The sequence below is a fragment of the Spiroplasma ixodetis genome (assembly GCF_040369795.1).
Classification (GTDB): Bacteria; Bacillota_I; Bacilli_A; order Mycoplasmatales; family VBWQ01; genus Spiroplasma_E; species Spiroplasma_E ixodetis_B.
The window spans coordinates 306,536-322,406 of the sequence record NZ_AP028955.1 but is presented as its reverse complement, the minus strand read 5'-3'; the positions used below and the strand labels follow the sequence as shown (position 1 = coordinate 322,406).

Here is a 15,871-nt window from a genome sequence, read left to right as displayed (position 1 = left end):
ACAAATTTAATAGTTTTAGGAATTAAAAATTTCATTTATCTTTTCTTTTGAAATTTCATTAGAATTTAGCGCTGAATTTGGTTTACTGTTTATTTTCTCTATCTTTATACTATTAACACGCTTCTTAAAGCCACAACGACTGCAATTAACTTGAATATTTATTCCTTCTAAGTAATCAGCTATCAAAATTACTCTACCACATCGATAGCAAGCAAAAGAATTTTGTGGCTTTTGAGCTAATCGAACAGATGTATACGTATCTTTCATAATCATTGTCTCCTAACTGAATTTAATTTGTTTACTAAACACAATTCAAAGTTATCTTGTTCCCTAAATATTATTAAGCAACTGAAAAATAAAAAATAAATTTTTGTTATATTTTTAATTTAAAATAACCCACTATTTAAACACTATTTTCTTTTTCAAATCTAGTTTTACTTTAAAAAATAAATTAAATTTTTAAAAACAAATAAGAAAATTTAAAAACATTTTAATAAAATAATATCTATAAAAACTCAAGAAATCAAAGTTTTATACATTTCTTGAGTTAAATAAATTTTAACAAATTAACTAAAAATAACAAATTTTTTTTATTTTTCTAACTTTTTATTAACTTATCTAATCCTGGAATATTTGGCATTTCTCCTTTTTTAATCTGACCAGCAATTTGATCCATAACTTTTTTAGTTTTTTCAAATTGGTTTAACACTTTATTTAATTCTTTTTCTGAACGACCTGAGCCTTTTAATACTCTTGCTTTTCTAGTTGGATAGCGTAAAATTTGTGGTTTTTCACGTTCTTGAGCAGTTGTTGAAGCAATAATATATTCTGCTATTTTTAAATCAGTTTCAGCATCACTAATTTTAGCATCACTAATTTTAGCAGACATACCAGGAATCATTTTTACAAGTGATCCCAATTTACCCATTTTTTGAATTTGCTTCATTTGATTAACAAGGTCATTCAAATCAAATTGACCTAACATCATTCTATTCATAGTTTCTTCAACATCACGAGTTGAAACTATACTTTCGGCCTTTTCCATTAATGTAGTAAGATCACCCATTCCTAAAATACATTCTGCCATTCTTTCTGGATAAAAAACCTCTAAATCAGTTACCTTTTCACCCATTCCTAAGAATTTAACAGGAATCTTTGTTAAATAAGAAATTGAAAGAGCTGAACCACCCTTAGCAGTACCATCTAATTTAGTGATTATGCTTCCAGTAATAGGAATAGTATTATTAAACTCAATAGCAACATTAATTATATCTTGTCCTGCCATACCATCACAAACAAGTAAAACTTCTTTTGGTGAAGTAATTTTTCTTATTTCTGCTAGTTCTTGCATTAATTTTTCATCAATGTGTAATCTTCCAGCTGTATCAATTAATATTACATCAAACTTATTTTTATTAGCATATATTTGAGCATTTTTAACAATATTAGTAGGAGTTTCATTTTTTTGGGAAAAAACTTCAATATTCAATTGTTTTCCTAAAACTTTTAATTGTTCAATAGCAGCTGGACGATAAATATCTCCTGCAACTAGTAAACATTTTTTTTGATATTTATCTGTTAACAACTTTGCTAGTTTAGATATTGTTGTTGTTTTACCAGAACCTTGTAAACCAACTATCATAATAGCAGTAGGATTAGTAGATAAGTCTAATTCAACATTCTTAGTACCCATAATCTTTGTTAATTCATCATGAATAATTTTAATTAACATTTCTTTTTGATCTAAGCCTTCTTTAATAAATTCACCTTTTGCTTTATTAATAATTTCATTAGTTAAGGTTTTAATCACCCTAAAATTAACATCAGCCTCTAACAAAATTAATCTGAATTCTTTAATTGTTGCTTCCATATTTTCCATGGTTAAAGTTTTTTTACTTAAATTTTTTTCTAATGTTTTTTGTACTTTTTTTGACATAATGTCAGCAAAACTCATATTTATATTCTCCTCTATTTTTAAGACTATATTATTTTAACACTAAAATAATAATGAAAAAATAAATTAAACATAAAAAATAAATATTTGAATTAACAAATTATATATTTTATAAAGTTAAAAGAGAACCTAAGGGTTCTCTAAAAAACAATTAATTAATTTTTTAATTAATTAATTCTGTTGCTCTTACTTCACGAATAACAGTAATATGAATATCGCCTGGTATTGTAATCATTTGTTCTAATTTTTGTTTTAAGCTTCTTGCTAATATATGAGCATCAAAATCATTAATAACTTTAGGATCAACAATAACTCTAATTTGTCTTCCGGCCTGAACAGCATATGCTTTTTCTACGCCTTTAACAGATTTACACAAATCTTCAATTTCTTTAATTCTAGTTATAAATTCTTCTAATGAATTATTTCTTGAACCAGGTCTAGCTGCTGATAATGTATCAGCAGCTGAAACTAAAGAAGAATAAACATTATCTTTTGCAACATCACCATGATGAGAATGAATAGCATTAATAATAATATCACTTTCACCATATTTTTTTGCTAAAATCACACCATTATAAACATGTGAACCTTCTAATTCATAATCAGCGGCTTTACCAATATCATGTAATAAACCAGCACGTTTTGCAATATTAACATCTAAACCCAATTCAGCTGCCATTGCTCCTGCAAGTTTAGCAACTTCAAAGGAATGCAATAAAACATTTTGACCATAACTTGTACGATATTTTAATCTTCCAATATAAGATACTAACTCTGGTTCAAAACCAGTTAATTTTAACTCATCAATAATTTTTTTACCATCAACTTTAAAACCTTCATTTAATTCCTGCTCATGAAATCTCAAGATTTTTTCAATTCTAATTGGATGAATTCTTCCGTCTTTAACTAAATCTTCTAAAGCTCTAGTTGCAATTTCTCTTCTGATCGGATTAAATGAAGAAATTTGAATTGTTTCTGGCGTATCATCAATGATAATATCTACACCTGCTGTTAACTCAAAAGATTTAATATTTCTACCCTCTTTACCAATAATTCTGCCTTTCATTTCTTCATTAGGCAAATTAACATATGATACTGACTTATCAACAATAAAATTACTTGCATAACGTTCTATTGCTTCACTAACAATATTATTGGCTAACTCTTTAGATTGAAGTTTAATATTATATTCATGATTTTTAATAATTTTATTAAATTCTAATGATAATTTTTCTTTTAATTTACTAAACAATTCATCTTTTGCTTCATTTCGACTCATACCAGAAATTTTTTCTAATTCCATAATAATTTGTTCAATTTTTTGATGATATTCTAATTTAACATTTTTTACAATTTCACGTTGATGATAAAGATTTTGTGTTTGTGTTTCAATTATTTCTTCACGTTCACTTAATTTGCGTTCTCTTTTATTTAAAAGTTTCTCATATTCTAAATTTTGTTCTTTACGATATTCAATTTCTAAATACAAATCTTTTTTCATTTTACTTATTTCAATTTTTGAATCGGCTCTTGAGGATTGAATTGATTTTTGAGATTCTTTTTCTCTCTTTAAAATATTGGTAAAACTTTGTTGTTCTTTAATTTTTAAATACATTTTTCTAATTAGAAATCCAGCAATTATCCCTACTATCATTGCTATAAAAATTGATATACCTACTCACATTCCAAACTGTTGACTACTTATATTTGATAATATAGCTAACATATTTTTTTCCATTTATATTTCTCTCCTTGCTGTAAAAAACCTACAAGAAAAAGAATCCTTACACTCAAAAAATTAAATAAAATTAAAATTTTATATTTTTCTTCTTTAATATCTACACACAAATAAGTAGGATAATAATCCTACATTAATTTTATCATGTTTTAAATATTAATTTTTAAAACATGATTCGTTCCTTAATTTGTTATAAAAGAAAAGTATTTGCTTCTAAACTTTCTTTTGCTTTTATTTTTCCTTGTCCTAATTTTACATCTTCATAAGTGTATCAGCCACCAGATTTATTAATAACTTCTTTCTCAACAGCAATTGTAATGATTTCACTAATTTTTGAAAATCCTTCTTCAAAACAAAAATCAAGACTTGCTGTTTTAAATGGTGGTGCTACTTTATTTTTCACAACCTTTATTTTTATTTTATGACCAATTATTTGATTACTTTTGATTAATTGTTCACCTTTACGTACTTCTAGTATAATTGTACTATAAAAGCGTAATGCTTTTCCTCCGGGTGTTATTTCAGGATTACCATATATAGATAACTAAAGTAATGTTTACTCATATCTTGAAAAACAAAATCAATCGCTTTTTTAATATTTGGCCAATAATTTGGTAATATTTTTCTTATATTATGTTTTATAGCAAATCAAAAATGTTCAATTGGGTTTAAATTAGGAGAATATGGTGGAAGAAATAATAGTTTGCATCCAGCATTTTCAATTAATTGTTGTGTTAATTTAGATTTATGAAACGTTGCATTATCTAAAACTATAATTTGTCAATGCTTTAATACTGGAATTAGTATATTTTTTACATATGATTCAAAAATTTTACTGTTGCAATGTCCTTCAAATGCTCATAGGGCTTTTAATTTACCTTTATTTAGTGAACAGATTATACTCATTCTTTTTATTTTATATGCGGGTTTATTATCAAATAATCTTTTACCTTTTTCAGATCAACCATATTTATAAAATTCATTATCATCAATTCCAGATTCATCAATATATACTAAATCTTCATTCATTATTTTAGCTATTTCTTTTAAAAAATCTTCTTGTTTATTTTTATCTCTTTGTTCATATAGAAAAGTTTTTTTATATGTATAATTTAGTTTTTTGAAATAGTTATAAACTATTTCTTTAGTCGTATCATCAAATTTTTCAATTACTTTTTGAACTGTAACATCTTTATTTTGCGCTAAATAATTTTTTAATACATCTAAATCCTTTATTTTGTCGCTATGTCCTTTTTGATAATTAAAAATTGGTTTTATATGCCCGGTTTCTTTTTTTCTTTTTCTTCATAAGAATAAAGTCTTTCTAGTAATATTGAACACTTTACAAATTTCTTTAATTTTCATGTTTTTACTTTCATAGGCTTCTATTATTTTTCTTCGTAAGTCTTCACTGTATGGTTTTGGCATAATTTAATCTTCCTAATCTATTTTAAATATTGCTGAATTGTACTTTTAAATTCAAAAACTGTTTAAATTACATATTATTATTTTACATTATTTATGAGTAAACATCACTTTAGTTAGCTATATAATACCAACTTTTTCTCGAATTTGATTAATAAATAAAACAATACAATTACTTTTTGAGATACTTCCACTAATTTTTCGTAATGCCTTAGACATTAATCGCGCTTGAGCACGAATTGTTTGAACATTCATATCACGATCAAGTTCAATTTGTGGAACTAATGCAGCTACTGGATCAACAACAATCATATCTAAAGCCTCTGATTTAACAAGAATATCTAGTATTTCTAATGGTTGTTCTCCTGAATCTGGTTGTGTAATTAATAAACGACTAATATCAACACCTAATTTTTAACTATATTGACGATCTAATGCATGTTCAGCATCGATAAATGCTATTCTACCATTTTGTTTTTTAACTTCTGCTAAAGCCATTAATGCTAATGTAGTTTTACCTGCAGATTCTGGTCCATAAACTTCAATAATACGAACTTTTGGAAAACCTTTAACACCTAAAATATCATCTAATAATATACTTCCTAAACTAATAACTTCAATATCGCCAATACCACTATCACTTAGTAACATAATAGCGCCTTTGCCAAATTCTTTTTCAATTTGCTTAATGGCATTTTCTAATAATTGCTCTTTTTCTTTAATATTTATTTCCATAAAATCACCCTACAAAATATTAATAACTCTGTAAGATAATTCCTTTTTAAATTTTAAAAACTTAATAAAATTTTTTTTAAAATAAATACTGCTTTTGCTACTATAGTTGATCTAATTTCGTTTCTATTACCTGAAATATTTAACACTTCACATCAAACATTATCATTGATAACAATACCTACATATACTAAACCAACCGGTTTATTTTCTAGAGCATTAGGTCCTGCATTCCCAGTAAAACTAACAGCAATATTTGTTTTTAAAATTTTTTGTTTATTTAAAGCCATTTCTATAGCACATTGTTTACTTATTACACCATATTTTTCAATGGTTGTTTTTTTAATTTTAACAATATTGATTTTTGATTCATTATTATACGTTATAAAACCGCCACTAAAATATTTAGAAGCACCAGCAATACTAGTAATCTCTTGAGCAAAAAGTTCGCCAGTAATACTTTCGCAACAACTAATTCTAAAATTAAATTTATCTAATAAAACTAAAAGTTAAGTCATTTTTAAACATTCAATCAAATAATTTACAATACAAAAAAAGAATAAAAAAATCATAAGCCACGTTCTGTTCTTGCTTCTTGCAAGTGCTAACCATTTATCTACTATTGTAAACAATAGTTCGGTTTATTATTCATTTCTAATAAACCAATGCCCCTACCTAAATTTGGGTTTCTCGCTTGTGGGGTTTATCTCGTTCCAACTTTTAAGTTTCCTTAAAACTCGTCTCTATGACACTTTTATAGACTAGAACCTTATTTAATAAAAAACTTAGGTTTTTGTCAGCCGTCAGAATTACTGCTTAGAGTTATCGTTTTCTCTAACACAAACATTACTTTCATCACAGAAAGTGCGAGCGTGGACTTTCCTCTACATACTAATGCAGCGATTAGCTCATTTTTTATTCTTTTAGAAGAAAATTATAACATATTTATTCTTCATGTACAATACTTTCTAATTTACTTAATCTCGTAATAATATCAACATTTTCTACACCTTTTTCTTCTAATTTTTGTTTTTCTTGTTTTAAAACTAAAATTTGTGTTTTTAAAATATCAATTTCTTTAAGTAACTTGTAATTATTATTTTCTAAAATTGCATTTTGCTTTTTTAGTTTATTTACAAATTCTTCTAGTATTTCATAATTAGTAGCTACTAAATCAAGAAATAAATCTACTTCTTTAGAATCATAACCTTTATAATCAACAGTAAATTCTTTATCTATAATATCCTTTTTACAAATATTCATATTTATACCTCCTTTAATTAAAAGGAAAACTATTCCAAAGTTAGTAATATTCTATATGTAAGGGGGAATCAAAATAATGTTTTATGCTAACCACGGAATGTTTCTTGAAACTATAATTAATTATACTATTGAAATTATAAATAATGAAAAACAAGCACTAATTTTTAAACAAAATCCACCAATTTTATATCAAAACAATAAAATTTTTCAAGAAAAAAGTAATGTTGATTATCATGGGGTTTATCATGGTAAATATTTGTGTTTTGAAACAAAAAGTACTAACTCTTTAACATTACCATGAAATAATTTTAAAAAACATCAACTTGAATACTTAGAAAATGCTTTTTATCTTAATGCTATTAGTTTTGTTATTATTTATTTTTCACAACATAATGCCTTTTTCTTAGTTTTTTGAGAAAAATTAAAATTTTTAAAATTTCAAAAAAAAGCACTGACATATAAAAAAATAGAACAAAATGGATATAAATTAGAAATTATATATCCATTTTATCTTGATTTTTTAAAATTTTTAATTTAAGAAGCTAAAGTTTCTGTTTGTTGATTAGTATGTTTTTTAAATTCAGAACTAGCTTTAAATTTAGGCGCTTTAGTAGCGCTAATTACAATAGATTCACCAGTTTGGGGATTACGACCTGTTCTTGCTTCACGAATAATAGTTTCAAATATTCCGAATTTTGGTATATTAATTTTACCGCCATTTGCAACTTCAACTTTTATCTCTTCAAAAAATAAATCAATAATATTAGTGGCTAAGGCAATTGTGACGTCAGACTTTTGCGCTACTATCTTAATAATTTCTGTCTTTGTTTTAGAATTACTTTTTGCCATAAAAGATTTCCTCCTAATGTTTTAATAATTATAATGTCTATTATAGATATTATTATAACTACGTTATCTTCAAACCAATTTAAAAATGTTACTGGTCTGTAATCAAATTATATAGTAACATTTTATAAAGTGAACCATAAAATGTATTTTTTTTCTAAAAAAATGATAAAATTACTTTAGTTAAGTATCATTTTTGTTACTATCATTAATTTTTATTAATGATATTTTTTTATGTTATAATTTTTATAATATTTATATTTATTTATAAATCATTTAATTTTATTAAAAATTCTGACCAGGAATAATTTTAAATGAATATTTCATATAATTTTTATGTTAAAAAAATTTTTTATGCTTGTTATGTTAAAAATGTTGTTTTACCTATTGATATCATTAGAAATTATAGAAATAAATTAGGTATAAAGAATATTGGCAATATTAATAAATTAAGAAATAATAATGTTCGTACTAACTCTAAATTAATTCAAAAAGCATTACATAATTTTTATAATGAAAGATTTTTAAGTTTTTTAACTTTAACTTATCACAAAAATGAAACTGATATTAGAAAAGCAAAAAAAGATATTCGTTTATTTTTTATTTTGTTAAAACGTTGATGAAATGACCATAAACGTTCTAAATATTTAGGTCAATTGAAATATTTTTATGTTTATGAATATCAAGACCGTAGAGCAGTACATTTCCATATATTATTTAATCTTAAAATACCTTATTCAATGATACGTCAATGATGACCACAAGTTGGAAATTCTAAGGGTGTTGATTTAAGAGTTGTTTATAAGGAAACTAATGAATTTGTAGTTAAATATTTAAGTAAATATGTAACAAAAGTACAAGAAAATATTAAATCATTAAATCAAAAAGATGTTGGTAATCAAGCATATTCTTTTAGTCATAATTGTAGAAATCCGCTTATAGTTCGTGGTACTAAAATGTTAAATTTACAACAATTAGTACAAGCATGTGAAAAAGCAAAAGAATTTTATTTATTTAAAACTAAACCAAATGAACAAGGTAGTACTCAATTAATTGGTGGGAGTTATGATTATAATGTTACTAATGATTATTTTAAAGATTTTCAATACTATGTTAGTTTAGAAAGTTTACGATTTAGGTATTGATTAAAAAATAAGTTTAATAAAAATGATGTTTTAGATTTTCTTTATAAAATTTTTGATAAAAGAAAAATTGAAAAAATATTTTTAAAAAATCGTGTTTTACATTAATTTTAAATTTTTTCAAGTAATATATAGCTAACTAAAGTAATGTTTACTCATAAATAATGTAAAATAATAATATGTAATTTAAACAGTTTTTGAATTTAAAAGTACAATTCAGCAATATTTAAAATAGATTAGGAAGATTAAATTATGCCAAAACCATACAGCGAAGACTTACGAAGAAAAGTAATAGAAGCCTATGAAAGTAAAAACATGAAAATTAAAGAAATTTGTAAAGTGTTCAATATTACTAGAAAGACTTTATTCTTATGAAGAAAAAGAAAAAAAGAAACTGGGCATATAAAACCAATTTTGAATTATCAAAAAGGACATAGCCACAAAATAAATGATTTAGATGAATTAAAAAATTATTTAGAGCAAAATAAAGATGTTACAGTTCAAAAAGTAATTGAAAAATTTGGTGATATGACTAAAGAAACAGTTTATAACTATTTCAAAAAACTAAATTATACATATAAAAAAACTTTTCTATATGAACAAAGAGATAAAAATAAACAAGAAGATTTTTTAAAAGAAATAGCTAAAATAATGAATGAAGATTTAGTATATATTGATGAATCTGGAATTGATGATAATGAATTTTATAAATATGGTTGATCTGAAAAAGGTAAAAGATTATTTGATAATAAACCCGCATATAAAATAAAAAGAATTAGTATAATTGGTTCACTAAATAAATGTAAATTAAAAGCCCTATGAGCATTTGAAGGACATTGCAACAGTAAAATTTTTGAATAATATAGCTAACTAAAGTAATGTTTACTCATATCTTGAAAAACAAAATCAATCGCTTTTTTAATATTTGGTCAATAATTTGGTAATATTTTTCTTATATTATGTTTTATAGCAAATCAAAAATGTTCAATTGGATTTAAATTAGGAGAATACGGTGGAAGAAATAATAGTTTTCATCGAGCATTTTCAATTAATTGTTGTGTTAATTTAGATTTATGAAACGTTGCATTATCTAAAAATATAATTTGTCCACACTTTAATACTGGAATTAGTATATTTTTTACATATGATTCAAAAATTTTACTGTTGCAATTTCCTTCAAATGGGTAATATGGGTAATGTTTAGTAATCTGTGTAACTTACAAAAATAACTATGTTTAATTAATTATAGTAAATAAAATTAAATAACTAGAAAGAGTGAGTTACGTATGTCTAAAAAACAAAATATTAATAATAATGTTCCAATATCAAAAGCAGTAGATTTATTATTAGAAAATACTGAAGATTTAACAACAGTTTTTAAAGAGGGAGGTTTATATAAAGAATTAACAAAAAGATTAGTTGAAAAAATGTTGAATTCTGAAATGCAAAATTATTTAGGATATGAAAAAAATCAACATAATAATAGTGATAATGCTCGTAATGGTATAAATTCAAAAAAATTAATAACCCAACAAGGCAAAATTGAGATTAATGTACCACAAGATCGTAATAGTAATTTTGAGCCAGTAATAGTTGCAAAAAGACAAAGAAGATTTGGTGGTTTTGATCAACAAGTTCTTTCATTATATGCCAAAGGCATGACTTTATCAGATATTAGAATGCAGTTACAAGAGTTATATCATGGTGCTGATATTAGTGAAAGTTTTATTAGTCAAATTACTGATGATTTTATTGATGATGTTAAAGCATGACAAAATCGGCCATTAGAAAGTGTTTATCCGATTGTTTATTTTGATTGCATAGTAGTTAAAGTACGACAAGATAAACGAATTATTAACAAATCAGTTTATATAGCACTAGGAGTTGATTTAGAAGGTAAAAAAAGATATTTTAGGTTTATGAATTAGTGAAAATGAAGGTTCTAAGTTTTGATTATCTAATTTCACAGAAATGAAAAATCGAGGCTTAAATGATATTCTTATTGCTTGTAGTGACAATTTAACAGGAATGTCAGAAGCGATACAATCAGTTTATCCTAAAACCGAACATCAATTATGCATAATTCATCAAATTAGAAATAGTTTAAAATATGTTTCATACAAACATAGAAAATCACTAGTTACAGATTTAAAACCAATTTATAGTGCATGTAGTGAAGAACAAGCGATGCAAGCTTTAGAATCTTTTGAAAGTAAATGAAATAAACAATATCCTCAAATTGCTAAATCATGATATAAAAATTGAGATAATTTAATGGTTTTTATTAGTTATCATGCAGAAATCAAAAGAGTGATTTATACAACAAATGCTATTGAATCTGTTAATAGTCAATTACGAAAAGTTATTAGAAATAAAAAAGTTTTTCCAAATGATATGGCAGTTTTTAAAATATTTTACTTAGCAATTGAAAATATAACAAAAAAATGAACATTGCCCATTCAAAATTGAAATACAACAATTGCTCATTTTATGATAAAATTTGAAGATAGAATTAATCTAAACTAATAACTTTGTAAAAAGATACACAGATTTTTAAAAAGCCTTGATATAGCACCATGAAACATTCAATTCATATTTTTTACATGTGAGGTATCTCAAAATGAAATATCTTGATTAAATGTTTCACAAAATATAAACATAAATTGTAAAGATGTAAATTCTGATGGTAATTGATTAGGTAATTTTTCAATTGTTCTTGGCATATTAACAACTTGAATTTCTCCCTGATCATTTTTATAAAATCCAATTTGAACAATTTCTTTACTATTTATATTTGATAAATCTCTTTCATTAGTTGTTATTTGTTTGCCATTTTTATCAATAGACATATTCCGTAAATAAATTTAATCAATTGTCAATAATAATATTTATAAATTTTTTAGTGTTAATAATTATAGAAGTTAATATTTTTAAAAAAATACTTTAAAAATAAATTTATATTTCAAACACAAAAATTGTTAATATTATTTTTATATTAACTTGATAAAAATTTAAATTTTTAAAAAAATATTAAAAATATTTTTTTATTTTAATGGTTTTGTTTTATTAAAAATTTCACAAAGTAAGTTAAATCTTAAGTACATAAGTCTAAATATACTTTTTCTACATTTATTTATTAAAATTTTGAATCTTTTTAATCAAGCAAAAACATGTTCAACTTTAATTCTAATTTTTGAAATAATTTTATTGTAGATTTTTTCTTGTTTAGTTAATTTTTTATTTTTAGTTTTTTTAATTGGTAATATAGTATTTTTATAAATATTTTGTATTCCTTGATATCCCAAATCACCAATAATTATTGTTTTTTCTGAAAATTCAAGATTTGAATTTTTTAATATTTGAAAATCATGTACTTTTCCATTATCAGCAAAAATATCAACAATTTTTTTATTAAAAAGTCATATATAATTTGAAATTTTATAGAAAACATTCAACTTTTACCAGAAAAATATTCTAACTGTAGTTTTTTTTAGTTGGTCTTTCAATTTCAATTTCAGTTGAATCAATTAAATAAAATTGAAATTAATTTAAATCTTCTTGTTTTTTCTCAATTTTTGATTTATATTTTGTTTTTAAAAACTGATAATCTTTGTCATCACTAAGTTTATTTTCTACTCAAGTAATATTTCGAAAACAACTTGATGCACTCATTTTATATTTAATACTCATTTGGAAAAAAGTATAATATTCTTTTCAGTATACTAAAGTCATCATCAATCTTTCTTCAACTGAAAGTTTATATTTTCTACCTTTAGTTTTTTTTAAATTTTCAAAATTCATTTTTATAAACACCTTATTAATTTATTAATAAAGAAATTATAAAATAAATTTTAAATTATTAATTGACTTTTAAAAAATTTATTTACGGAATATGTCTAATGTAAATTGTATCTTGTTGATTTTTATTATTTAAAACATCATTTTTTTGTGAACTTGTGTTTAAAACATTTACAGTTAAACTTCCTGAAACTGATGAAAGTGTTAAAACACTTAATGCTGTCAATATTTTTTTCATTTTTTCATCCTTCGATTTTATTTTAACTTTATTTAAGAAGTCAATTTTACTTTACTACTTTTTGAAGGTAAATTCACAAAAATTATATTTTTTTGACTAAAAATTTTTATTTTTTAAAGTTAAAACTTTTTCGCCGCTTCTTTAATATACTGTTCAAATTTATCCATCGTTTTTTCTGGTCCTAATGTCGGCAAACCTCCACCTTTTGCTAATATTTTAGAACCAATAAGTAAATTAGCATCATTTTGATGAAGTTCTTGAACCTTAGTACCACAAATAAGAATTGGTTCTACTACTTTAGCACCTACAAATTCTCATGTTCCTTTTAAATAAATTGCGTGATTGCCTCATAAATATCAACCATATGGTGCTCCTTGTGTCGCCAAAATTTGAACTTTTAAATGTGGTAATAATCCTCTAGCTTCACCTTGTTTGGTATATTTATAATCAAAAGTTTTACCAGCAACTAAGATGTGATCTAAATAATTTTTTGTCATGCTAGTAACATTAAAATTTGTCATTGGTGTTGTATATATAACTTTATTAACATTTTTTAGTTGATTAATATAATAATCAGAATCTTTTTCATTAAAATATGAAGTAAAGTTTTTTTGCGTAATAGTAATACTTGCCATTGGTATTTGATTTAAATCTAATTCAATTATTGAATCTTCTGGATGAAATTCACGATAATATTTAACAAAACGAGATACTAAACTTTCAGAATAAGATAGTTCTTTTTTAATCATAGAAGAACGAATTACTAATACTTTATTTGTCATTATTTTTGCCTCCGAAATATCTAAAATAACTTTGTAATTTGATTTTATCAGTTTTTATTTATTATTTTTTAAAAAATAAAAATATAGTTTTATAAAAAAATGAAATATTTATTATAATTTTATCAATTTCTATAAAGTGTTATTATTAAAGTGTGTAAAACTTTTAAAAAAGTTTATAGAAAAATTTTAAATTAAATAGATATTAAATCTAAAAATTAGATATAAGTTAGTTATTATAGAAATTTTAGTAATTGTACACAAATTATAATTATTAAGAAATTTGAGATCAGACTATCAAAAAAAATGGAAAGAGGTAAAAATATGAATGAAAGAAAACAAAAATTACTTGAATTGATGAATAGAAATTTAAAAATTGGAATGGCAACCGAGGCTTTTTAAAAATCTGTGTATCTTTTTACAAAGTTACTAGTTTAGATTAATTCTATCTTCAAATTTTATCATAAAATGAGCAATTGCTGTATTTCAATTTTGAATGGGCGGTGTTTATTTTTTTGTTATATTTTCAATTGCTAAGTAAAATATTTTAAAAACTGCCATATCATTTGGAAAAACTTTTTTATTTCTAATAACTTTTCGTAATTGACTATTAACAGATTCAATAGTATTTGTTGTATAAATCACTCTTTTGATTTCTGCAGGATAACTAATAAAAACCATTAAATTATCTCAATTTTTATATCATGATTTAGCAATTTGAGGATATTGTTTATTTCATTTACTTTCAAAAGATTCTAAAGCTTGCATTGCTTGTTCTTCGCTACATGGACTATAAATTGGTTTTAAATCTGTAACTAGTGATTTTCTATGTTTTTATGAAACATATTTTAAACTATTTCTAATTTAGACATATTCCGTAAATAAATTTAATCAATTGTCAATAATAATATTTATAAATTTTTTAGTGTTAATAATTATAGAAGTTAATATTTTTAAAAAAATACTTTAAAAATAAATTTATATTTCAAACACAAAAATTGTTAATATTATTTTTATATTAACTTGATAAAAATTTAAATTTTTAAAAAAATATTAAAAATATTTTTTTATTTTAATGGTTTTGTTTTATTAAAAATTTCACAAAGTAAGTTAAATCTTAAGTACATAAGTCTAAATATACTTTTTCTACATTTATTTATTAAAATTTTGAATCTTTTTAATCAAGCAAAAACATGTTCAACTTTAATTCTAATTTTTGAAATAATTTTATTGTAGATTTTTTCTTGTTTAGTTAATTTTTTATTTTTAGTTTTTTTAATTGGTAATATAGTATTTTTATAAATATTTTGTATTCCTTGATATCCCAAATCACCAATAATTATTGTTTTTTCTGAAAATTCAAGATTTGAATTTTTTAATATTTGAAAATCATGTACTTTTCCATTATCAGCAAAAATATCAACAATTTTTTTATTAAAAAGTCATATATAATTTGAAATTTTATAGAAAACATTCAACTTTTACCAGAAAAATATTCTAACTGTAGTTTTTTTTAGTTGGTCTTTCAATTTCAATTTCAGTTGAATCAATTAAATAAAATTGAAATGCATTTAAATCTTCTTGTTTTTTCTCAATTTTTGATTTATATTTTGTTTTTAAAAACTGATAATCTTTGTCATCACTAAGTTTATTTTCTACTCAAGTAATATTTCGAAAACAACTTGATGCACTCATTTTATATTTAATACTCATTTGGAAAAAGTATAATATTCTTTTCAGTATACTAAAGTCATCATCAATCTTTCTTCAACTGAAAGTTTATATTTTCTACCTTTATTTTTTTTTAAATTTTCTATTTCAATTAATTTTGTTAACATTTCATCAAAATGAAAACGTTTTATACCAAAATATCTATAAAATTGTTCATTTTTTAATTTTTTTAAATTTTCAAAATTCATTTTTATCAACACCTTATTAATTTATTAATAAAGAAAT

Annotated in this window: 21 protein-coding genes, 1 other RNA gene and 2 pseudogenes; 4 read left to right on the top strand and 20 right to left on the bottom strand. The window is 23.1% G+C overall.

Annotation, left to right across the window (positions count from 1 at the left end; genetic code table 4):
• Window positions 1-15: 15 nt before the first annotated feature.
• From ABWV63_RS02230 to ABWV63_RS02190, 9 genes and pseudogenes are all read right to left on the bottom strand, one after another.
• Window positions 16-267 carry a hypothetical protein gene (locus ABWV63_RS02230; RefSeq protein WP_174480064.1) on the bottom strand — a complete coding sequence of 84 codons (252 nt, stop codon included), beginning with the start codon at window positions 265-267 and terminating at the stop codon, window positions 16-18.
• A gap of 331 nt (window positions 268-598) precedes the next feature.
• Entirely contained in the window at window positions 599-1,954 is a 1,356-nt protein-coding gene (ffh, locus tag ABWV63_RS02225) for a signal recognition particle protein (RefSeq protein WP_353306637.1), read from the bottom strand.
• A 163-nt stretch (window positions 1,955-2,117) separates the two neighbouring features.
• Complete coding sequence (gene rny / locus ABWV63_RS02220) at window positions 2,118-3,692, bottom strand: ribonuclease Y (protein ID WP_353306636.1); 1,575 nt, start codon at window positions 3,690-3,692, stop codon at window positions 2,118-2,120.
• Between the two features lie 190 nt (window positions 3,693-3,882).
• Window positions 3,883-4,170 (bottom strand): hypothetical protein, encoded by a 288-nt coding sequence (locus ABWV63_RS02215; protein ID WP_353307153.1) that lies wholly within the window; start codon window positions 4,168-4,170, stop codon window positions 3,883-3,885.
• A gap of 38 nt (window positions 4,171-4,208) precedes the next feature.
• Window positions 4,209-5,120, bottom strand: a complete 912-nt coding sequence (locus ABWV63_RS02210) for an IS630 family transposase (protein ID WP_353306635.1) — start codon at window positions 5,118-5,120, stop codon at window positions 4,209-4,211.
• Window positions 5,121-5,237: 117 nt separating this feature from the next.
• Window positions 5,238-5,768: pseudogene (locus tag ABWV63_RS02205) on the bottom strand (hypothetical protein).
• Between the two features lie 137 nt (window positions 5,769-5,905).
• Window positions 5,906-6,307: a CinA family protein gene (locus tag ABWV63_RS02200; protein ID WP_353307152.1), complete on the bottom strand. Its 402-nt coding sequence runs from the start codon at window positions 6,305-6,307 to the stop codon at window positions 5,906-5,908.
• 108 nt (window positions 6,308-6,415) lie between these two features.
• Window positions 6,416-6,764, bottom strand: an RNA gene (rnpB, locus tag ABWV63_RS02195) — RNase P RNA component class B.
• Between the two features lie 30 nt (window positions 6,765-6,794).
• Entirely contained in the window at window positions 6,795-7,112 is a 318-nt protein-coding gene (locus tag ABWV63_RS02190) for a DivIVA domain-containing protein (protein ID WP_281749393.1), read from the bottom strand.
• Between the two features lie 76 nt (window positions 7,113-7,188).
• Between ABWV63_RS02190 and ABWV63_RS02185 the strand changes: the two genes are divergently transcribed.
• Entirely contained in the window at window positions 7,189-7,650 is a 462-nt protein-coding gene (locus ABWV63_RS02185; protein ID WP_353306634.1) for a Holliday junction resolvase RecU, read from the top strand.
• Here ABWV63_RS02185 and ABWV63_RS02180 read toward each other — a convergent pair.
• Window positions 7,647-7,961 (bottom strand): HU family DNA-binding protein, encoded by a 315-nt coding sequence (locus ABWV63_RS02180; RefSeq protein ID WP_353306633.1) that lies wholly within the window; start codon window positions 7,959-7,961, stop codon window positions 7,647-7,649. The two genes, ABWV63_RS02185 and ABWV63_RS02180, sit on opposite strands and share 4 nt — an antisense overlap.
• A gap of 311 nt (window positions 7,962-8,272) precedes the next feature.
• Here ABWV63_RS02180 and ABWV63_RS02175 point away from each other — a divergent pair, with 311 nt between their 5' ends.
• A complete protein-coding gene (locus ABWV63_RS02175) occupies window positions 8,273-9,208 on the top strand; it encodes a plectrovirus svts2 rep protein (RefSeq protein WP_353306632.1) in 936 nt (311 codons plus the stop codon).
• A gap of 144 nt (window positions 9,209-9,352) precedes the next feature.
• Window positions 9,353-9,961, top strand: coding sequence for an IS630 transposase-related protein (locus ABWV63_RS02170; RefSeq protein WP_353306631.1), 609 nt, complete (start codon window positions 9,353-9,355; stop codon window positions 9,959-9,961).
• A gap of 5 nt (window positions 9,962-9,966) precedes the next feature.
• Here ABWV63_RS02170 and ABWV63_RS02165 read toward each other — a convergent pair whose 3' ends face one another.
• Window positions 9,967-10,227: a transposase gene (locus ABWV63_RS02165; RefSeq protein ID WP_353307151.1), complete on the bottom strand. Its 261-nt coding sequence runs from the start codon at window positions 10,225-10,227 to the stop codon at window positions 9,967-9,969.
• Window positions 10,228-10,386: 159 nt separating this feature from the next.
• On the opposite strand from ABWV63_RS02165, the pseudogene ABWV63_RS02160 reads away from it, so the two are divergent.
• Window positions 10,387-11,626 (top strand): annotated as a pseudogene (locus tag ABWV63_RS02160) (IS256 family transposase).
• On the opposite strand, the gene ABWV63_RS02155 reads toward ABWV63_RS02160, so the two are convergent.
• From ABWV63_RS02155 to ABWV63_RS02115, 9 genes are all read right to left on the bottom strand, one after another.
• Window positions 11,623-11,949 (bottom strand): BspA family leucine-rich repeat surface protein, encoded by a 327-nt coding sequence (locus ABWV63_RS02155; RefSeq protein WP_353306630.1) that lies wholly within the window; start codon window positions 11,947-11,949, stop codon window positions 11,623-11,625. The pseudogene ABWV63_RS02160 and the gene ABWV63_RS02155 sit on opposite strands and share 4 nt — an antisense overlap.
• Window positions 11,950-12,144: 195 nt before the next feature.
• Window positions 12,145-12,555: a transposase family protein gene (locus tag ABWV63_RS02150; RefSeq protein WP_353305744.1), complete on the bottom strand. Its 411-nt coding sequence runs from the start codon at window positions 12,553-12,555 to the stop codon at window positions 12,145-12,147.
• Window positions 12,556-12,643: 88 nt separating this feature from the next.
• Window positions 12,644-12,901: a transposase family protein gene (locus tag ABWV63_RS02145; protein ID WP_353306629.1), complete on the bottom strand. Its 258-nt coding sequence runs from the start codon at window positions 12,899-12,901 to the stop codon at window positions 12,644-12,646.
• An 82-nt stretch (window positions 12,902-12,983) separates the two neighbouring features.
• Complete coding sequence (locus ABWV63_RS02140) at window positions 12,984-13,136, bottom strand: hypothetical protein (protein WP_353306628.1); 153 nt, start codon at window positions 13,134-13,136, stop codon at window positions 12,984-12,986.
• A gap of 119 nt (window positions 13,137-13,255) precedes the next feature.
• Complete coding sequence (locus tag ABWV63_RS02135) at window positions 13,256-13,918, bottom strand: FMN-dependent NADH-azoreductase (protein ID WP_353306627.1); 663 nt, start codon at window positions 13,916-13,918, stop codon at window positions 13,256-13,258.
• A 504-nt stretch (window positions 13,919-14,422) separates the two neighbouring features.
• Entirely contained in the window at window positions 14,423-14,713 is a 291-nt protein-coding gene (locus tag ABWV63_RS02130; RefSeq protein WP_353307150.1) for a transposase, read from the bottom strand.
• Between the two features lie 269 nt (window positions 14,714-14,982).
• On the bottom strand, window positions 14,983-15,393 hold the full coding sequence (locus ABWV63_RS02125) for a transposase family protein (protein ID WP_353305744.1): 411 nt from the start codon (window positions 15,391-15,393) through the stop codon (window positions 14,983-14,985).
• A gap of 19 nt (window positions 15,394-15,412) precedes the next feature.
• Window positions 15,413-15,628, bottom strand: coding sequence for a hypothetical protein (locus ABWV63_RS02120; RefSeq protein WP_353306626.1), 216 nt, complete (start codon window positions 15,626-15,628; stop codon window positions 15,413-15,415).
• Complete coding sequence (locus tag ABWV63_RS02115) at window positions 15,571-15,834, bottom strand: hypothetical protein (RefSeq protein ID WP_353306625.1); 264 nt, start codon at window positions 15,832-15,834, stop codon at window positions 15,571-15,573. The genes ABWV63_RS02120 and ABWV63_RS02115 overlap by 58 nt, the downstream gene beginning before the upstream one ends.
• Window positions 15,835-15,871: the final 37 nt, after the last annotated feature.